Origin of the sequence: Pseudomonas orientalis (assembly GCF_001439815.1) — a bacterium.
Taxonomy (GTDB): Bacteria; Pseudomonadota; Gammaproteobacteria; order Pseudomonadales; family Pseudomonadaceae; genus Aquipseudomonas; species Aquipseudomonas orientalis.
In genome coordinates this window covers 97,757-112,604 of the sequence record NZ_JYLM01000009.1, presented here as the reverse complement: position 1 = coordinate 112,604, position 14,848 = coordinate 97,757, and the positions used below count along the sequence as shown (strand labels likewise).

Annotated in this window: 18 protein-coding genes; 8 read left to right on the top strand and 10 right to left on the bottom strand. The window is 60.1% G+C overall.

The annotated features are described in order from the left end of the window. Window positions 1–1,602 (top strand): ABC transporter ATP-binding protein, encoded by a 1,602-nt coding sequence (locus TU82_RS21085; RefSeq protein ID WP_057725153.1) that lies wholly within the window; start codon window positions 1–3, stop codon window positions 1,600–1,602. 18 nt (window positions 1,603–1,620) lie between these two features. Further along, on the top strand, window positions 1,621–2,514 hold the full coding sequence (locus TU82_RS21080) for an AraC family transcriptional regulator (RefSeq protein WP_057725152.1): 894 nt from the start codon (window positions 1,621–1,623) through the stop codon (window positions 2,512–2,514). Here TU82_RS21080 and TU82_RS21075 read toward each other — a convergent pair. The 3 genes from TU82_RS21075 to TU82_RS21065 form a co-directional block, all read right to left on the bottom strand. Beyond that, on the bottom strand, window positions 2,456–3,043 hold the full coding sequence (locus tag TU82_RS21075) for a LysE family translocator (protein ID WP_057725151.1): 588 nt from the start codon (window positions 3,041–3,043) through the stop codon (window positions 2,456–2,458). The genes TU82_RS21080 and TU82_RS21075 overlap by 59 nt on opposite strands. A 107-nt stretch (window positions 3,044–3,150) precedes the next feature. Then, window positions 3,151–3,780 (bottom strand): ribonuclease T2 family protein, encoded by a 630-nt coding sequence (locus tag TU82_RS21070; RefSeq protein WP_057725150.1) that lies wholly within the window; start codon window positions 3,778–3,780, stop codon window positions 3,151–3,153. Between the two features lie 47 nt (window positions 3,781–3,827). Then, complete coding sequence (locus TU82_RS21065) at window positions 3,828–4,805, bottom strand: Gfo/Idh/MocA family protein (RefSeq protein ID WP_057725149.1); 978 nt, start codon at window positions 4,803–4,805, stop codon at window positions 3,828–3,830. 125 nt (window positions 4,806–4,930) lie between these two features. On the opposite strand from TU82_RS21065, the gene TU82_RS21060 reads away from it, so the two are divergent. Continuing rightward, window positions 4,931–5,293 carry an NUDIX hydrolase gene (locus TU82_RS21060; protein WP_057725148.1) on the top strand — a complete coding sequence of 121 codons (363 nt, stop codon included), beginning with the start codon at window positions 4,931–4,933 and terminating at the stop codon, window positions 5,291–5,293. A gap of 311 nt (window positions 5,294–5,604) precedes the next feature. Here the strand turns inward: TU82_RS21060 and TU82_RS21055 are convergent, their stop codons facing one another. The 4 genes from TU82_RS21055 to TU82_RS21040 all read right to left on the bottom strand — a co-directional run bounded on the left by TU82_RS21055 (window position 5,605) and on the right by TU82_RS21040 (window position 7,270). Beyond that, entirely contained in the window at window positions 5,605–5,874 is a 270-nt protein-coding gene (locus TU82_RS21055) for a hypothetical protein (RefSeq protein WP_057725147.1), read from the bottom strand. Window positions 5,875–5,877: 3 nt separating this feature from the next. Beyond that, window positions 5,878–6,324 (bottom strand): GNAT family N-acetyltransferase, encoded by a 447-nt coding sequence (locus TU82_RS21050; protein ID WP_057725146.1) that lies wholly within the window; start codon window positions 6,322–6,324, stop codon window positions 5,878–5,880. A gap of 96 nt (window positions 6,325–6,420) precedes the next feature. Then, window positions 6,421–6,750, bottom strand: coding sequence for a hypothetical protein (locus TU82_RS21045; protein WP_057725145.1), 330 nt, complete (start codon window positions 6,748–6,750; stop codon window positions 6,421–6,423). Window positions 6,751–6,832: 82 nt separating this feature from the next. After that, window positions 6,833–7,270 (bottom strand): DUF3995 domain-containing protein, encoded by a 438-nt coding sequence (locus tag TU82_RS21040; protein WP_057725144.1) that lies wholly within the window; start codon window positions 7,268–7,270, stop codon window positions 6,833–6,835. 94 nt (window positions 7,271–7,364) lie between these two features. Here TU82_RS21040 and TU82_RS21035 point away from each other — a divergent pair, with 94 nt between their 5' ends. Further along, window positions 7,365–7,754 (top strand): DUF2946 domain-containing protein, encoded by a 390-nt coding sequence (locus tag TU82_RS21035; protein WP_057725143.1) that lies wholly within the window; start codon window positions 7,365–7,367, stop codon window positions 7,752–7,754. 93 nt (window positions 7,755–7,847) lie between these two features. Further along, window positions 7,848–9,974 (top strand): TonB-dependent receptor, encoded by a 2,127-nt coding sequence (locus TU82_RS21030; protein WP_057725142.1) that lies wholly within the window; start codon window positions 7,848–7,850, stop codon window positions 9,972–9,974. Window positions 9,975–10,590: 616 nt separating this feature from the next. Here TU82_RS21030 and TU82_RS21025 read toward each other — a convergent pair. Both TU82_RS21025 and TU82_RS21020 read right to left on the bottom strand, forming a co-directional pair. Beyond that, window positions 10,591–11,607, bottom strand: coding sequence for an ABC transporter substrate-binding protein (locus TU82_RS21025; RefSeq protein WP_057725141.1), 1,017 nt, complete (start codon window positions 11,605–11,607; stop codon window positions 10,591–10,593). A gap of 132 nt (window positions 11,608–11,739) precedes the next feature. After that, window positions 11,740–12,210, bottom strand: coding sequence for a hypothetical protein (locus tag TU82_RS21020; RefSeq protein WP_057725140.1), 471 nt, complete (start codon window positions 12,208–12,210; stop codon window positions 11,740–11,742). A 375-nt stretch (window positions 12,211–12,585) separates the two neighbouring features. Between TU82_RS21020 and TU82_RS28125 the strand changes: the two genes are divergently transcribed. The 3 genes from TU82_RS28125 (at window position 12,586) to TU82_RS21010 (ending at window position 13,528) form a co-directional block, all read left to right on the top strand. Next, window positions 12,586–12,861 carry a hypothetical protein gene (locus tag TU82_RS28125; RefSeq protein WP_082632050.1) on the top strand — a complete coding sequence of 92 codons (276 nt, stop codon included), beginning with the start codon at window positions 12,586–12,588 and terminating at the stop codon, window positions 12,859–12,861. A 122-nt stretch (window positions 12,862–12,983) separates the two neighbouring features. Next, the gene (locus TU82_RS21015; RefSeq protein ID WP_057725139.1) at window positions 12,984–13,214 is read left to right on the top strand and encodes a hypothetical protein; all 231 of its coding nucleotides are present in this window, start codon (window positions 12,984–12,986) and stop codon (window positions 13,212–13,214) included. A 71-nt stretch (window positions 13,215–13,285) separates the two neighbouring features. Continuing rightward, window positions 13,286–13,528 (top strand): DUF2789 domain-containing protein, encoded by a 243-nt coding sequence (locus tag TU82_RS21010; RefSeq protein WP_057725138.1) that lies wholly within the window; start codon window positions 13,286–13,288, stop codon window positions 13,526–13,528. Window positions 13,529–13,579: 51 nt separating this feature from the next. On the opposite strand, the gene TU82_RS21005 is transcribed toward TU82_RS21010, so the two are convergent. Beyond that, window positions 13,580–14,809 carry a methyl-accepting chemotaxis protein gene (locus TU82_RS21005; RefSeq protein ID WP_428838887.1) on the bottom strand — a complete coding sequence of 410 codons (1,230 nt, stop codon included), beginning with the start codon at window positions 14,807–14,809 and terminating at the stop codon, window positions 13,580–13,582. Window positions 14,810–14,848: the final 39 nt, after the last annotated feature.

The window sequence follows — 14,848 nt, the reverse complement described above, 5'->3', positions numbered from 1 at the left end:
ATGAATCAGGACAATCTGATCGAAATCCGCGACCTCAGTGTCGAGTTCGTCACGGGCGAGCATCAGCATCGCGTGGTCAATCACGTCAGCTTCGATATCAAGCGCGGCGAAACCCTGGCCCTGGTCGGCGAAAGCGGCTCCGGCAAATCGGTGACGGCGCATTCGATCCTGCGCCTCTTGCCCTATCCGTTGGCGCGGCACCCTTCCGGCACCATCAGCTATGCCGGACAAGACCTGCTGACGCTCAAGGAAAAGACCCTGCGGCATATTCGCGGCAATCGCATTGCGATGATCTTCCAGGAGCCGATGACCTCGCTGAACCCGCTGCACTGCATCGAAAAACAGATCAACGAAGTGCTCGGTCTGCACAAGGGCCTCACCGGCAAGGTCGCCACCCGGCGCACCCTGGAACTGCTGGAACTGGTGGGCATCCCCGAGCCGCACAAACGCCTCAAGGCGCTGCCCCACGAACTCTCCGGCGGCCAGCGCCAGCGGGTGATGATCGCCATGGCCCTGGCCAACGAGCCGGAGCTGCTGATCGCCGATGAGCCGACCACGGCCCTCGACGTGACGGTGCAATTGAAGATCCTGGAACTGCTCAAGGAACTGCAGGCGCGCCTGGGCATGGCGTTATTGCTGATCAGCCATGACCTGAACCTGGTCCGCCGCATCGCTCACCGCGTGTGCGTGATGCAACAGGGCTGCATCGTCGAACAGGCCGACTGCGAGACGCTGTTCCAGGCGCCGCAGCACCCTTACACCCAGGAATTGCTGGCGGCCGAACCCAGCGGCGGCCCGGCCGCCAATGCCGTCGGGCCAGCGCTGCTGGAAGTCAAAGACTTGAAAGTCTGGTTCCCGATCAAGAAAGGCTTTTTGCGCAACACCGTCGATTACGTCAAGGCCGTGGACGGCATCAACTTCAGCCTGCCCCAGGGGCAGACCCTGGGCATCGTCGGCGAAAGCGGCTCGGGTAAATCGACCCTGGGCCTGGCGATCCTGCGCCTGATTGGCAGCCAGGGCGGGATCCGCTTCGAAGGCCAGCCGCTTGATCGCCTGACCCAGCAACAGGTCCGCCCGTTGCGCCGGGAAATGCAGGTGGTGTTCCAGGACCCGTTCGGCAGCCTGAGCCCACGCATGTGCGTCAGCGAGATCGTCGGCGAAGGTTTGCGCATTCACAAGATGGGCACGCCGGCCGAGCAGGAAGCGGCGATCATCGCCGCGCTCAAGGAGGTCGGCCTGGACCCGGAGTCGCGGCATCGCTACCCCCATGAGTTTTCCGGCGGCCAACGCCAACGCATCGCCATCGCCCGCGCCCTGGTGCTCAAACCGCGCCTGATCCTGCTGGACGAACCAACCTCGGCGCTGGACCGTACGGTGCAACGCCAAGTGGTGGAATTGCTGCGCGGCTTGCAGGCCAAGTACAACCTGACCTACCTGTTCATCAGCCATGACCTGGCGGTGGTCAAGGCGCTGAGTCATCAGTTGATGGTGGTCAAGCAGGGCCAGGTCGTGGAGCAAGGGGATGCCGCGACGATTTTCGCCAACCCGCAACATGCCTATACTCGGCAATTGCTGGAAGCGGCCTTTCTGGTGCCCGCATAACAGGCAGGAGCCATCGCCATGTCGTTGAACAGCCCCGCTCACCCTGCGCACTCGCCGCGCTTCTGGCGCGACGAGCGTCTGCCGTTCATCGAGGCGCGCACCATTGCCGATGGGCGCAAGGTCACCTACACCCGCCACGCCCATGAGCATTTTTCCATTGGCGCTATCACCGCCGGGCGCAGCTATTACCACTATGGCGAACAGACCTTCGTGATCAGCGCCGGCACCGTGGTGTTGATGAACCCAGGCGACGTGCATGCGTGCAATCCCATCGAAAACGAGCATTGGTCCTACCATATGCTCTACCTCGACACGCCCTGGCTGACCGACCTGCAGCATCAACTCGGTTTCAGCACCGACCAGGGTTACCGCCCGTTCAACACGGCCCATACGCGGGATACGTCGCTGTACAACGGCTTGCTGGCATTGTACCGGCTATTGGTGGATGAGCGGGCCGAACTGTTGCACAAACAGAGCGCGTTGGTGGACTACTTCAGCGACGTGCAGCAGCGCCTGAACCCTTCACTCACACCCGTGCGAGAGGTCAATCACAAGTTGGAGCGGGCCGCCGACTACATCCGTGAACACTGTACCGAGGCCTTGAAGCTCGAAGACATTTGCCATGCCGCCGAGCTGTCCCCGTCCTACCTGATCCGCGCCTTCAAGCAGTATTACGGGCTGACGCCCCATGCGTTCCTGGTCAACCGCCGCATTCAATTCGCCCGCACCCAACTGCGCAATGGCGAGCTGATCGCCGATGTGGCCCTGGCCGCCGGGTTTGCCGACCAGGCGCATTTCCAGCGTGCGTTCAAACAGCATTTCGCCGCCACGCCGGGGCAATACCGCGAAACGCTCAAGCCATCAGCAAATAACCCACACTGGCCACCAGCAACGCGGCCATGGAGCGGTTGAAGACTCTCACACCCTTGGGATTGTGCAGGTAGCGCCGCAGAAAGGTTCCGGCGTAGGCCCAACACGCCACCGACAGGTAGCAGATCACCAGGTAAAGGCCGGCGAACAACCAGACTTGCCTGGCCTCGCCATCCGCCGCAAACAGCCCCATCCCCGCTACACAGGCCAGCCAGGCTTTGGGGTTGAGCCACTGCATGATCGCGCCATACAGCATCGATGGCGCAGTGGCGGCGCCGTCATCCTGCAGGCGGCCATCGTCCACGGCCAGTTTCCAGGCCATGTACAACAAAAATGCGACCCCGCCCCACTGGATCAGTTGAGTCAGGATCGGCCAGCGCAGCAGTACTTCGTGCAAACCCAGGCCGATCAGCACCAGCAGCAGCGTGAAACCGACAGCCGCGCCGAGCACATGCTTCTGGCTGGCAGCGAATCCGAAGCGCGCGCCGCTGCTCAGGGCGACCACATTGACGGGGCCTGGCGTAATGGAGGTCGCCAGAGCGAAAGCAGCCATGGAAATAATCAAGCTCATTGCAGTTCCTTTATTCGTGATGCCAGACAGGGATGGCATCACGGTAAAGACTGGGGCGATCGAGGTATTGAACAAAATGCCCCTCGAACGACGCGAGACATTCGGAATCAGCGTTGCGCCGGGATCCGTATATCGCCGCCACGGCACTGGCTCTTCACGCTGCGCGGGCATCCGGCAAAGGCCAGGTCCTTGGTCAGGCATACCCGCACCTCAGACAACACGCGGCCTTTGCAGATGACAGCCATCCCGTGGTCGCTCATGCGTGGGTTGCTGTCGCGAAACAGTGCCTCAATTGCACTGGCCGATAATGACGGCGGCGTATTGAACGGCTGCAGTTGTTGTGGAATCACAACCGCGCCCAGCGCCGTATCGGACTTTTCCAGATACTCCAGCGGTTCTAGCCCGCTGCAGGTCCCGTGTTTAGCCCACTCGTGCTTGAGCAATGCACGCGTGGGGAACAGCGTCGCACCCTTTTCCATGGCTTCATCGCTCAACCGCGATTGCGGCGCGCAGGAAGCCGGCCACCCGCCTTTGGCATACTGTGGCCACAGTCCATGCAATACGAAGCCGTAGCCCTTGCCCGAACACTGTTCATTGTTCGGGTGCGTCAGGCAGAACGTCGGTGACCATGACAGCGACAGCACATAAAAATCAAATTCCCCCGCCTGTCCTTGGCTACGCGGCGCCGCCGTCGCGCCAGTAACAATCAACAGCCACAACAGCATCCAGTATTTCATCGCGATACCCTTCTCAATAAAAGTGAAGCATCACGCTATCGCGACGACTAAGGGTGCTGGGAGTAACGTTGCAGCACCTTGTCCAGGATTCGATCGGTCTTCAACGCCTCGATCGCCAGCGAAGGGTGTTTGGCCTCGCCACGGATATGGGCGTTCATCGCCAGTACGTGGTGCCACTGGATATGCGCGTGGCAAGGCACCTCCAGCACCTCCGTTGCCTCCCCTTCGAGGCGCAACGGCTGGTCTTCGAATACCGCGAACGTGATGCGCCCACGGCTGCCGATGAGCTCGACCCGGTCTTCGCGACGGTCTGCAACAAAGTTCCAGCAGCCCATGCCCAATGCGCCGCTGGCGAAGGTCCAGCACGCGGTGACTGCGTCCTCCGCCGCATAGCGCCCGGCCTGTCGTGCGGTAAAGCCCGAAACCTCGACAATATCCCCCGCCAGGTACTGGAACAGGTCAAAGCCATGGCTGGCCAGGTCGGCAAAATAACCACCGCCGGCAATGGCCGGATCAGTGCGCCAGTTAGCCGGGTTGGTATCGGCCGGCGCCGCAGGCTTGCACAGGGTCCAGGTCAGATGACGCAACTCGCCGATACGGCCTTCCTGCAACCAGGTGCGCACCTGCTGGAAGCGCGGTAATGAGCGCCGATAGTAGGAGACGAACAGGTGCAGCCCGGCGCGCTCGAAGGTGCGTTGCATCAGCGCACTCTGTTCGGCGTTCAACGCCATGGGTTTTTCGACGCAGCAATGCTTGCCTGCCGCCGCCACCATCAAGCTGTATTCGAGGTGGCTGTCGGGTGGCGTTGCGATGTACACCGCGTCCACCTCGGGGTCATCGATCAGGGCTTGGGCATCCGTGTAGAAGCGGGCAATGCCGTGGCGTGTCGCATAATCGCGCACGGCTTCTTCGCGACGTCCCATCACGGCCACCAGGGCCGAACCTGGCGCTTTGTAGAAAGCCGGTCCACTCTTCAATTCGGTCACACTGCCACAGCCGATCATGCCCCAACGTACGGTGCTCATCTGCTCTCCTCGTTCATTTACGTCAATCGGGCAGTATCCACATACAGGCCCCAGCGCGCCATAACCACTTAGCATGACAATTGCATTACACTTTTATGACAAGCATCCCGTGACAGGTACAGACTATGAAAATACGGGCCACCGTCATCTGCGAACACGAAGGGCACATCCTCTTCGTGCGCAAGGCCAGATCAAAGTGGGCATTGCCGGGCGGCAAGGTAGAGCGCGGTGAACGCCCGGTGGGCGCGGCGGAACGCGAGCTGGAAGAAGAGACAGGGTTGAACGTGGACGGCTTGCTGTATCTGCAGGAGCTGAAGGCCCGCGACACCCTGCACCATGTGTTCGAGGCCTCGGTGGTGAATGTCGACGAGGCACGGCCGTGCAACGAAATCGTTGAATGTCAGTGGTACGCCTACGGCGCACTCGACGAATTGGACACCACTGACGCCACACGGCACATCGTCAAGTCCTTTCTGCGCCGCCTCTGAGACGGCGGTTTGCCCGGCGAGTTTTGCCGACACGTTGGTACGAAGATCAAATTCCGGGCAAAAAAAATCCCAAGTAGCTGATGGAAACTTGGGATTTAAAAATGCATAAACCGTGGGAGGTGAACGCCCGGGTATAGTAGCGACTGAAAAATCGGCTCACAAGATTATTTTATTCCTTTCGTCGGATTAAACCGTCGTAAGTCGTTCAATAACCACATGTTTTTTAAGGTAAGCGGGCTACCGACGCCACTTTTTGGTGCAAGTTAGCGCTCCTGTACCGAACTTACCCACTTATAAATAAAGGTTATTACTTATTCCACTTTCACACTTTTCAAAAACTCGATGTTCAATTGCCTGCACGCCGCGCCAAGTTCGACAGGGGTTGAAGGGGTTGAAGCGGCTGCACCGGCGACCCGCTTTAGATGAAGGCACAACGTCAACTGCTCGGCGGCGGCTTCACGCTGGCGATCGGCCTCGGCGTTGAGTTGTACGAAATAGAAACCCAGCAGCGCCGCGACGCCCAGCACGCCCACCACGAAATTGCGCAAGCTATTGGATGACTCGGGGACCGAAGCGCTCATGAATTAACGCGCCCTGCGCTTTTCGTAGCGAACGTCGTCACCGTCTGCGCCGCCAGCCTTCAGCCAGCCCAGACGCTGATAGAACCCGTTGGCGCGGATCCCATCACGGCCATCGGTGACAAGGTACACACGGTCGTGATGCTCGAACAATGCGGCCTCGGCCTCGGCCATCAACCGCCGGCCCAGTCCCAGGTTCTCGTGAGTGGGCAACACGAACATCGCGAACACCTCGCCCGCCTCCAGATCGACCATCGAGAAGGCGGACGCCTGGCCGTCTACTTCAGCGACCCATGCGCACCGGGCTGTGCGCAGGGCGTCGATCAGTACCTGCGGCGTGATCCCAAGGTCAGCCATCTGTTCGACACTCAGGTGGTTTTGCACAACGGACGTACGGATTGTTATGAGCGTGTCGACGTCATCGACGGTCGCCGCTCGAATAAGCACATGCATACACGCCTCCCGATCAAGGGGGTGATTGTATGCAAATACATACACGGCATTTGTCGTGGATTTGTAAACCGCCCCGCAGGAACCTGCGAATGGCGCTTATTTGCGCGCCACTTTGTAGCGCAGGCAATCCTGGTAGAAACTCTGGCGAATCACCTCGGGCTTGAGCCGTGAGCGGCTGTCATAGGTTTGTTCGGTGATGCCCATGGCCATCATGCGCATCCACGATTTATTGAATTTGAGGGTCTGGATCTTTTGCCGAGCGGCGTACAGCGACACACCCGAAAGCTTGAGTTCCTGAGCCCTGGCGGCGGTGCCGGCGCCCCAACTGCACATATATTTGTCGCCCTCGCGCAACTCCCGGGCCTGCACGGCTGCCGCGCCGCCGGCCAGTGAACAAGCAACCAGCATGATTCCAACAGTGCGCATGGGCTTTCTCACCTAACCACCTGAAAATAAAAGCGATTCTGGCGAGAATTTTGTTACAAAGGGGCCATCAGATTGCCTTATCTCATGCCCACGCCACTATCAGTAAGCCGGCGCCCAACACGAGGCACAGCGGCGAATAAAAGTAGGTATCAAGCCGGGCGAACCTTGAACCCACCACCTTCTTGAAAAAACCCACCAGTTCCGAATCCCCAATCGCCCTGGCAAACATCACCACGGCAATCGCGCTGATTCCCCATTGCAGCGCCCCATGGGATACCGGCGAAAAATACAGACCTGCGCGCAGGCAGACCAGCAGCGCAATCGCCACCAACCCCATCGCCACCAGGAAGGTACCCAGCGCCGAGGGCTTGAAGGCTGGCCTTGGCCCGCCGGCGAATTCGCCAGGCAATTGTGGAATGGCGGCCAGGCTGCCGAGTTTGCCGCCGGCGGCCCAGTACAAATGCACCACGCTGATGCAGGTGAAAATCCCGACGATCCAGCGCGCAACGGCGAAGCTCATGGCGGACGCTCCCCAGAAAAGGTGGGGATGAGCATAGACGCCCTGATAGTTTTTGCAGGTATTTAATCGGCGGCTGATGGTAAAGTGCCGCCCCATGAAACTTGCCCGCACCGACCGCTCACTCATTGCCTGGATGCTGTATGGCTGCGTCCTGTTCAATGTGTTCGCCTGCAGCATCGGACACGGGCAGATGGTCGGGATGCAGCTCAACGGCATCAGCGGTCAGTTCTGTACGGTCGACCCGCGCACCCAGGCGCCCGTGCAATCGAACTCTACCGATGAGGGCCTGCCAACCCTGGCCAAGGCCTTCGGTTGCCCGCTGTGCTCCACCGGCGGTATGGGCCCCGCGCTCAACAGTCACCTGAATGTAGCGGTGCTGCCGCAACCGCACGCCCCGCCTGCGTCCGTGGTCCTCGCCGCTGATATCCCCGCCCGCCTCAACTGGCCCACCGCCAACCCGCGCGCGCCGCCCGCCTCTGCCTGATCCCTGCGCTGTCCCTCTGCACTGACCCCTGTTTCCATCAGGAAATACGCGCGGTCGTGCGTTGTTTTCACGCCACGTTTTCAGGATTCAACCATGAAACTTTTACCCTTGCTGGCGGGCCTGTTCGGCTGCCTGCCTGTTTGCGCTCCAGCCCTCGAGCTGGCCCCGACCACCATTGAAGGCGAGCAAAGCCTTGATCCCGGCCTGGCCCTGGATCAACCCAGCGGCATGGCGTCGCGACTGGGATTGACTGTGCGCGAAACCCCGGCGTCGGTGGCCATCGCCACGCGCAACGATATCGAGCGCCATGGCGCCCGGACCTTTCGCGATGCGGCCAATACCTTGCCCGGCGTCAACGCCAGCGCACCACCGGGCTTTGGGGGGTTCGTCTCCTACCGCGGGTTCACCAGCAGCCAGATCACCCAGATGTTCAACGGTATCAGCGTCGCCACCGGCTTGGCGCGGCCGGTGGATGCGTGGATCTACGACCGTGTCGAACTGGTCGGCGGCCCCTCCTCCCTGATCAATGGCGCAGGCTCCGTGGGCGGTTCGCTGAACTACGTGACCAAACTGGCCAGCCGGGAGGAACAAGCCATCGAAGGCCAGTTGACCTATGGCAGCCATGACACCGCCGGCCTGGCGTTGGGCTTCAACCATGCGCTCACCGAGCCGGGCGCCGAGGTGCAGCATTACGCACGCCTGGATGTGAGCCGCAACACCCAGCACAGCTATATCGACCGTGACCAGCGCGAAGCCTGGAGCGTGGCGTTTTCCCTGCTCAGCGACCTGACCCCGAACCTGTCCCATACCCTGGCCCTGGAATATCAGGACGAGCACGAAGACAGTCCCTACTGGGGCACCCCGGTGCTCAATCCCAAGGCCGGTGAATTGAAGATCGACCGGCACAACCGCTTCAACAACTACAACGTCGCGGACGGTCGCTATGAACAGCGCACGGTGTGGGCACGCTCGATCATCGATTACCGGATCAACGACAGCACCACGCTGAAAAACACCCTCTACCACCTCGACAGCCAGCGCGATTATCGCAACCTGGAGACCTACCAGTACAACGCCGACAACAGCGCGGTGAACCGCTCCACCGCCTATCAAGTGCGGCATCAGGGCGGGCAGAACGGCAACCAGTTCGAGCTGCGCCATGAGGACGCTGTCTTCGGCCTGGCCACCACCTGGTCCGCAGGCTTCGAATACAAGGTCAACAGCACCACCAACAGCCCGTTGAACGTGCCGGGCAACAGTACGGTGGACCCGAACGGCTATAACCCAGGCCACTTTTATGACATCCCCGGCACCCGGCCTGGTTTTACCAAAGACAAGACCAGCGCAGTGACCACAAAGGCGCTGTTCGTGGAAAACCGCCTGGGCTTGACCGACACGTTGTCGCTGCTGACCGGCCTGCGTTATGACGCCATCGACCTGGACGTCACCAACCATAGAGCGGTGACAGCCTCCAACCCCCGGCATTTGAAGCGCAGTTGGGAGCCGGTGACCGGACGCGTGGGTTTGACCTATCAGTTCATGCCATCGGCCAACGTCTACGTGCAATACAGCACCGCCGCCGAACAGCCGAGCACCACGACGCAAGTGTTCGACGTATCGACCGGCAAGCAATGGGAAATAGGCAGCAAGTTCGACTACCTCGACGGTCGTGGCGCCGCCACCCTCGCCGTCTACAAGATCGAGCGCAAGGACTTTGCGGTGACCGACCCACAGGACCCGACTCGCAGCATTCCCGTGGGTGCGCAGTCATCCAGGGGCATCGAGCTGGCCAGTTCGCTGCGCCTGACGCCCAGCTTGCTGGCTGAAGGCAACGTCGCCTGGGTGGACGCACAATACGACGATTTCAACGAAAAAACCGCCAGCGGTGCGGTGGTGTCGCGTAAAGGCAATACGCCGACCAACGTACCCAGACGCGTGGGCAACCTATGGCTGACCTATGACTTTTCCGAGGACTGGCAAGGCGGTGTGGACGCGCGTTACGTGGCCCAGGTGTACGCCGACAATGCCAACACCCAGACAGTGCCGGCCTACACAGTGTTTGGCAGTTTCTTGCGCTACAAGGTGGACTCCCATACCTCGATAACCGGCCGGGTGCGCAACCTGACCAATGAGGTGTATGCCGAGTTCGCCCACGTGTCACCGGCGTATTACCTCGGCTCGCCGCGAACGTTCGAGGTAGCCGTACAAACCCGATTCTAACTATGGAATACAAACAATGTGGGAGGGGGCTTGCCCCCGATTGCAGTGTGTCAGCTTACACATCGCTGTCCGGCTGCCTGCTATCGCATAGGTATCTACACAACTTTCCAGACCGTAGCAGCCAACGGTAACCACGATGCGAAGCGAGTCGCTCTTGATCTTGATCTTGATCTCAGGCGCCCCGTTAAACCACGCTGGCCGAACGCAGGCTTGAATCCGTGGGCAACCCGGCAGGACGCCGGGTTAGCCGCATTGGGCCATGGATGGCCCATTGCGGCGGCCCACGGATTCAAGCCTGCGTTCGGGCACACCGAGCCCAAGCGAGGTGCCGAGTGGTGGGGCAAGAGCGTTTTGCTTACTTTTGACTGGGCCGGCATTCCGGCTTTTCAAAAGTGAGCCGCCGTAAGGGCGGAACCCTAAGTGGCCGTGACCTAAATAATGGATATGTACTCGATCTGATCCAACATCCTGGTCGGCTGTCAGGCCGCCATCGGGGGCAAGCCCCCTCCCACATTCCCACATTTGGAACGCGGGGCATCAGTCAGATAGCTATAGGCCGCCACGGGAGCAAGCCCTCTCCCACATTTTGATCTCCATCAACTAGCGATACTGTCGATCACTCAAGGGCCGACTCAACCTTGCGTGCCACATCCTCCGTCAACCACGCCTTCCACACCTCGGGATGGGCCTTGAGGAACGCCTGGGCGACATCCCGGGGTGGCGTGTGATGTTCGCTCATCGACGCCAAGGCCTCGTTAAGCGGCTCGATAGGAAACTCGACCTTCTCAAAGAACTGCGTAATCTGCGGATGCGCTTTCTGAAACGGCGTGGACACCCCGATGCTCAACTTCGACGCCAGCGACCGCGTCGGCTTGGGATCAGGATTGTCCGCATCCGTCAGCGTCTTCCAGGCCTCGGCGTCGAACGGCGGCTCTTGCAGTTGAATCAACTTGTAGCGGCCCATCAACGGCGTCGGTGACCAGTAATAGAACAGCACAGGCTTGCCCCGGCGTATCGAAGATGCAATCTCGGCATCCAGTGCCGCCCCCGAGCCGCTGCGAAAGTTCACGTAGCTGTCGTCCAGGCCGTAGGCCTTGAGCTTTTGCTTGTTGACCACTTCCGAGGTCCAGCCGATGGGGCTATTGAGAAAGCGCCCCTTGCCCGGTGATTCCGGGTCCTTGAACACATCCTTGTAGCGCGCCAGGTCTTCCACGCTTTTCAAGTCAGGGGCCAGCGGCTTGATATTTCTGGCCGGATCACCCTTGACCACGTATTCCGGCACCCACCAGCCCTCGGTGGCGCCCTTGACCGTATCGCCCAGGCCCACCACTTTGCCTTGCGCCTCGGCCTTGACCCAGACCGGGCTGCGGCCGGCCCACTCTTCACCGATCACCTGAATGTCGTTCTTGGCCAGGGCGGTTTCCAGGGTGATCGTGGTCCCGGGCAAGGTGTCGGTGGGCAAGTCGTAGCCCTTCTCGACAATGAACCGCAGCACCTCGGTGATCAGGCTGCCGCTTTCCCAGTTCAGGTCGGCAAAGTGCACCGGCGCCTGGGCCGCCGATAGCGGCACTGACGCCATGGCCAGACCCAGGCTCGTCAGCGATGCAGCCAACAGCGTTCTCAATCCTTTCATTGCTTCGCACCTCGCGATATCGCAGCCATCAGCGGACGGCTTTGCTGCTATGCGCGAAGCCTCTTCAGTAGTTAAGTCAACTCAACTGTAGTAGAGGTTCCGGGAGATAAACGAAGTTCGCCGTATTGGCGCTTACTCACTGGCCTTGAACGTCACCAGTTCGCCCTTGCGCCACTTGGCGGCTTTGCCGGTGACGGCCTTGAGGGTTTTGGTCAGGCCTTCCTGCAGTTGTTCGTGGGCGGCAAATACCAGCATCACGCTGTGGCCTTCCTTGAACACAATGCCCTCGCCTTCGGCCGAAGACACAAAGGCGTAGTCGCCCAGGCCATACACGGTCAACTTGATATCGCGGAACTTGAGTTCGAACTTGCCACCTTCGCGACTGGGCAATACCGCCGCGCGAAAATGATCGCCTACCTTGAGTTCCAGGCGTGGCTTGTCGTCCACGACCAACGCCGCTTCGGTGTCGATCTCGGCGATGTAGATACCTTCCGGGGTTTGTTCGGTAACGTAGACAAAACGAGATTGAAACTGCTTGACCAATTTTGCGCGCAAATCACCCAGCACGAACAACGCGTGCATATCCAGATTACTGACTGCCAAGGAAACGCCCCCACATCGATAAAGCACTGACCGCGTAAGCGGGCAGCACAAAAAAACGGCCATTACGGCACGATCACATATTCTTTAAAACCTGAAGATAACCCTAAGACTCGTACAGACGGGCGCGGTGCCCTTTGTGCAAGGTCATCCGGTAACACAGCAAATCACAGGTTCAACGACCCGAGAATACGGGTCGAACAACTTCAGAGAATAACCCGATTAAAAACACAATTTTCCGACACGCATCACAAAAGAAAATACCCGGCCATGGAACCAGGCGCGTGCTGCCGACGACAATACTAAAACAGCAACACAGGACAAAACCAGCCGAAACGTGGCGCTTATATCAAACCGGTCGATCGACAGGAGCTGAGCATGCAACGACGTCAACACGATACTGCGTCTTTTCACACTCGTTCATCATGTCCAGACGAACACCAATACTACTGCTTACCTGCACCCGATGGGTACTCCCATTCCGTGCTTTATCGGGTGGTGCCGGCCGGAAGAAACTTTTTTCATATCCAGGAAGTGACCAGCGGCAGGATAAAAGGCTTTCGCAGCGATCACACCAAGGCCTGTGCACTGGCCAGAGCGTTGGAAGCCAACCTGCAGCGCCTGCACGGCACGCTCGTTTCGTCAGCTGGCTGACTGTACTGCACACTTTACTGCACAGCGGCCCTTCAACAACTGCCATACTGACCCGTCCATTGAAGTTTGCCCCCTGCGGGTCAGGTTTCATCAGTGCAGTTACCGCGAAGGGAAGGCTATACGTGACGGAATTTGATATTGGCGAATTTTTTATCCATGGCGATGCCAGGGAAGTGGACGGTGAGTTTCAAGCAGTCATCATCATGCGGGCCAAACCGCCGTTGACCACAGTCACAACGCATCAGGTCGAAAAAGACCGCTGGTTCAAAACCGTCGACGCTGCCGCCATTGCAGCAAAAGAAGCCGCCAAGGCCCTCAAAGCCGCCGTGGACTCCGGCGCGCTTACTTCGTGACAATCCGATAGAACTCTGGCGTTCCCTATCCCTCACATGCATACCGATGATCAGCCCGCATGGAGAATATGATGGACACCACCACCCCGACACTTGAAACCCTCTTCGACCAGCTAGGCCTGGATTCCACTCAGGAAGGCATCGAACGCTTCACCGCTGAGCACCGTCTGCCGGATGACGTGAAACTCATCGACGCGCCGTTCTGGAGCGAGCAACAGGCGAGTTTCCTCAGGGAACAATTGCATGTCGATGCCGAATGGGCCCCTGCGGTCGATGACCTCAACGCCCTGCTGCACGAGTCTCCCGTCGCCTGATTCAACCGCCCTGACAGCAGGCCCGCTCCGCCCGCAGGAGCGCGCTTGCAGCTATTGGGGCCTGGCGCCCTGCGGCTTGTAGCCCAGGCGCAGGCCACCCCAATGCCGTCCCTGGACCATGATCGGTACCGACAGGTCGTGCATCAACTCGCCGGTATCGCGCGTGTAGGTCTGCAGCAACAGGGCTTGTTGATGGCTACCGCATCGCAAGCCTGTACGGTCGTCGAATTTGCGCTTGGTGCGGTTCTGCACCGCGTCCACCTGGGCATCACCGGTCAATGCGTGGGAAAACGCTTTGTTATGCGTCGGCACGTAGCCCTGCGGGGTACAGGCGATGGCAAACACCAAGCCTTCATGGCGCGGCAACAGCGCCTCCTGGATAGCGGGCAATACCTGGTCGGTGTAGGCGTCAAAGCGCGTTTTATATTTGCTCGGATGGGTATTGGGGATCAGCGTGTAGCTGCGATCAAACAGATCCTCGAGGCTGATCCGACTGTGCAGCACATCCGCCTCGAACTGTTCGCCAATACGCCGGGCGCCTTCGCGAGCCAGATCGTAGATGCGCTGGTGATAGTCATCCAGGCCGACTTGCGCCAGGCGCTCGCTGATGGTTTCCGCCTGCCCTTCCATCTGCACGGCGGCGTCGGCGAGCTGGCGGGTTTGCTGATCGCTGACCGCAAGGTCGCTGCGCATCTGCTCCACGGCGTGGAACAGGCTGTCGAGTTGGCTGCGGTTGGTGTCGGTGCCCTGGGCGATCTCACTGACCTGCTGTTCCACATCCGCCGCCAGGCCGGCGATGCTTGCCAGGTGTTCGCCGGCATTTTCCACTTGCTCGACACCGGTGTGCAGGTCGGCCGACAACTGGCGAATCTGCTCGACCACCTGGGCCGTGCGCTGCTGGATATCGGCGACCATCCCCCCGACTTCATCCGTGGCCGTGGCGGTGCGTCCGGCGAGGCCGCGCACTTCATCGGCGACCACGGCAAACCCGCGCCCGTGCTCTCCGGCGCGCGCCGCTTCAATCGCCGCGTTCAGTGCCAGCAGGTTGGTCTGGCTGGCGATGGACTGGATCACCAGCGTCACGCGCTGAATGTCCTCGCTGCGCTGGCTCAAGGCTTCGATCAACGTACGGCTGGCATCGGCACGCTGGCTGAGTTGATGCATGCGGGTGATCGACTGCACCAGTACTTGACGGCCCTCATTACTGCGCTGATGGGCCTGGCTGGACGCGCCCAGGGCCTGGCGGCTGAGCTGGGCAGTGACCTGTTCGGTGCCGATCATCACCTGCGCGCTGCTGACGATTTGCTGTGAAGCGCTCAA

Excerpts from the sequence above, each read along its gene's own strand:
- TU82_RS21085 (WP_057725153.1), top strand. The coding sequence starts at position 1 with ATGAATCAGGACAATCTGATCGAAATCCGCGACCTCAGTGTCGAGTTC.
- TU82_RS21080 (WP_057725152.1), top strand. The coding sequence starts at position 1,621 with ATGTCGTTGAACAGCCCCGCTCACCCTGCGCACTCGCCGCGCTTCTGG.
- TU82_RS21075 (WP_057725151.1), bottom strand. The coding sequence starts at position 3,043 with ATGAGCTTGATTATTTCCATGGCTGCTTTCGCTCTGGCGACCTCCATT.
- TU82_RS21070 (WP_057725150.1), bottom strand. The coding sequence starts at position 3,780 with ATGAAATACTGGATGCTGTTGTGGCTGTTGATTGTTACTGGCGCGACG.
- TU82_RS21065 (WP_057725149.1), bottom strand. The coding sequence starts at position 4,805 with ATGAGCACCGTACGTTGGGGCATGATCGGCTGTGGCAGTGTGACCGAA.
- TU82_RS21060 (WP_057725148.1), top strand. The coding sequence starts at position 4,931 with ATGAAAATACGGGCCACCGTCATCTGCGAACACGAAGGGCACATCCTC.
- TU82_RS21055 (WP_057725147.1), bottom strand. The coding sequence starts at position 5,874 with ATGAGCGCTTCGGTCCCCGAGTCATCCAATAGCTTGCGCAATTTCGTG.
- TU82_RS21050 (WP_057725146.1), bottom strand. The coding sequence starts at position 6,324 with ATGCATGTGCTTATTCGAGCGGCGACCGTCGATGACGTCGACACGCTC.
- TU82_RS21045 (WP_057725145.1), bottom strand. The coding sequence starts at position 6,750 with ATGCGCACTGTTGGAATCATGCTGGTTGCTTGTTCACTGGCCGGCGGC.
- TU82_RS21040 (WP_057725144.1), bottom strand. The coding sequence starts at position 7,270 with ATGAGCTTCGCCGTTGCGCGCTGGATCGTCGGGATTTTCACCTGCATC.
- TU82_RS21035 (WP_057725143.1), top strand. The coding sequence starts at position 7,365 with ATGAAACTTGCCCGCACCGACCGCTCACTCATTGCCTGGATGCTGTAT.
- TU82_RS21030 (WP_057725142.1), top strand. The coding sequence starts at position 7,848 with ATGAAACTTTTACCCTTGCTGGCGGGCCTGTTCGGCTGCCTGCCTGTT.
- TU82_RS21025 (WP_057725141.1), bottom strand. The coding sequence starts at position 11,607 with ATGAAAGGATTGAGAACGCTGTTGGCTGCATCGCTGACGAGCCTGGGT.
- TU82_RS28125 (WP_082632050.1), top strand. The coding sequence starts at position 12,586 with ATGCAACGACGTCAACACGATACTGCGTCTTTTCACACTCGTTCATCA.
- TU82_RS21010 (WP_057725138.1), top strand. The coding sequence starts at position 13,286 with ATGGACACCACCACCCCGACACTTGAAACCCTCTTCGACCAGCTAGGC.
- TU82_RS21005 (WP_428838887.1), bottom strand. The coding sequence starts at position 14,809 with ATGATCGGCACCGAACAGGTCACTGCCCAGCTCAGCCGCCAGGCCCTG.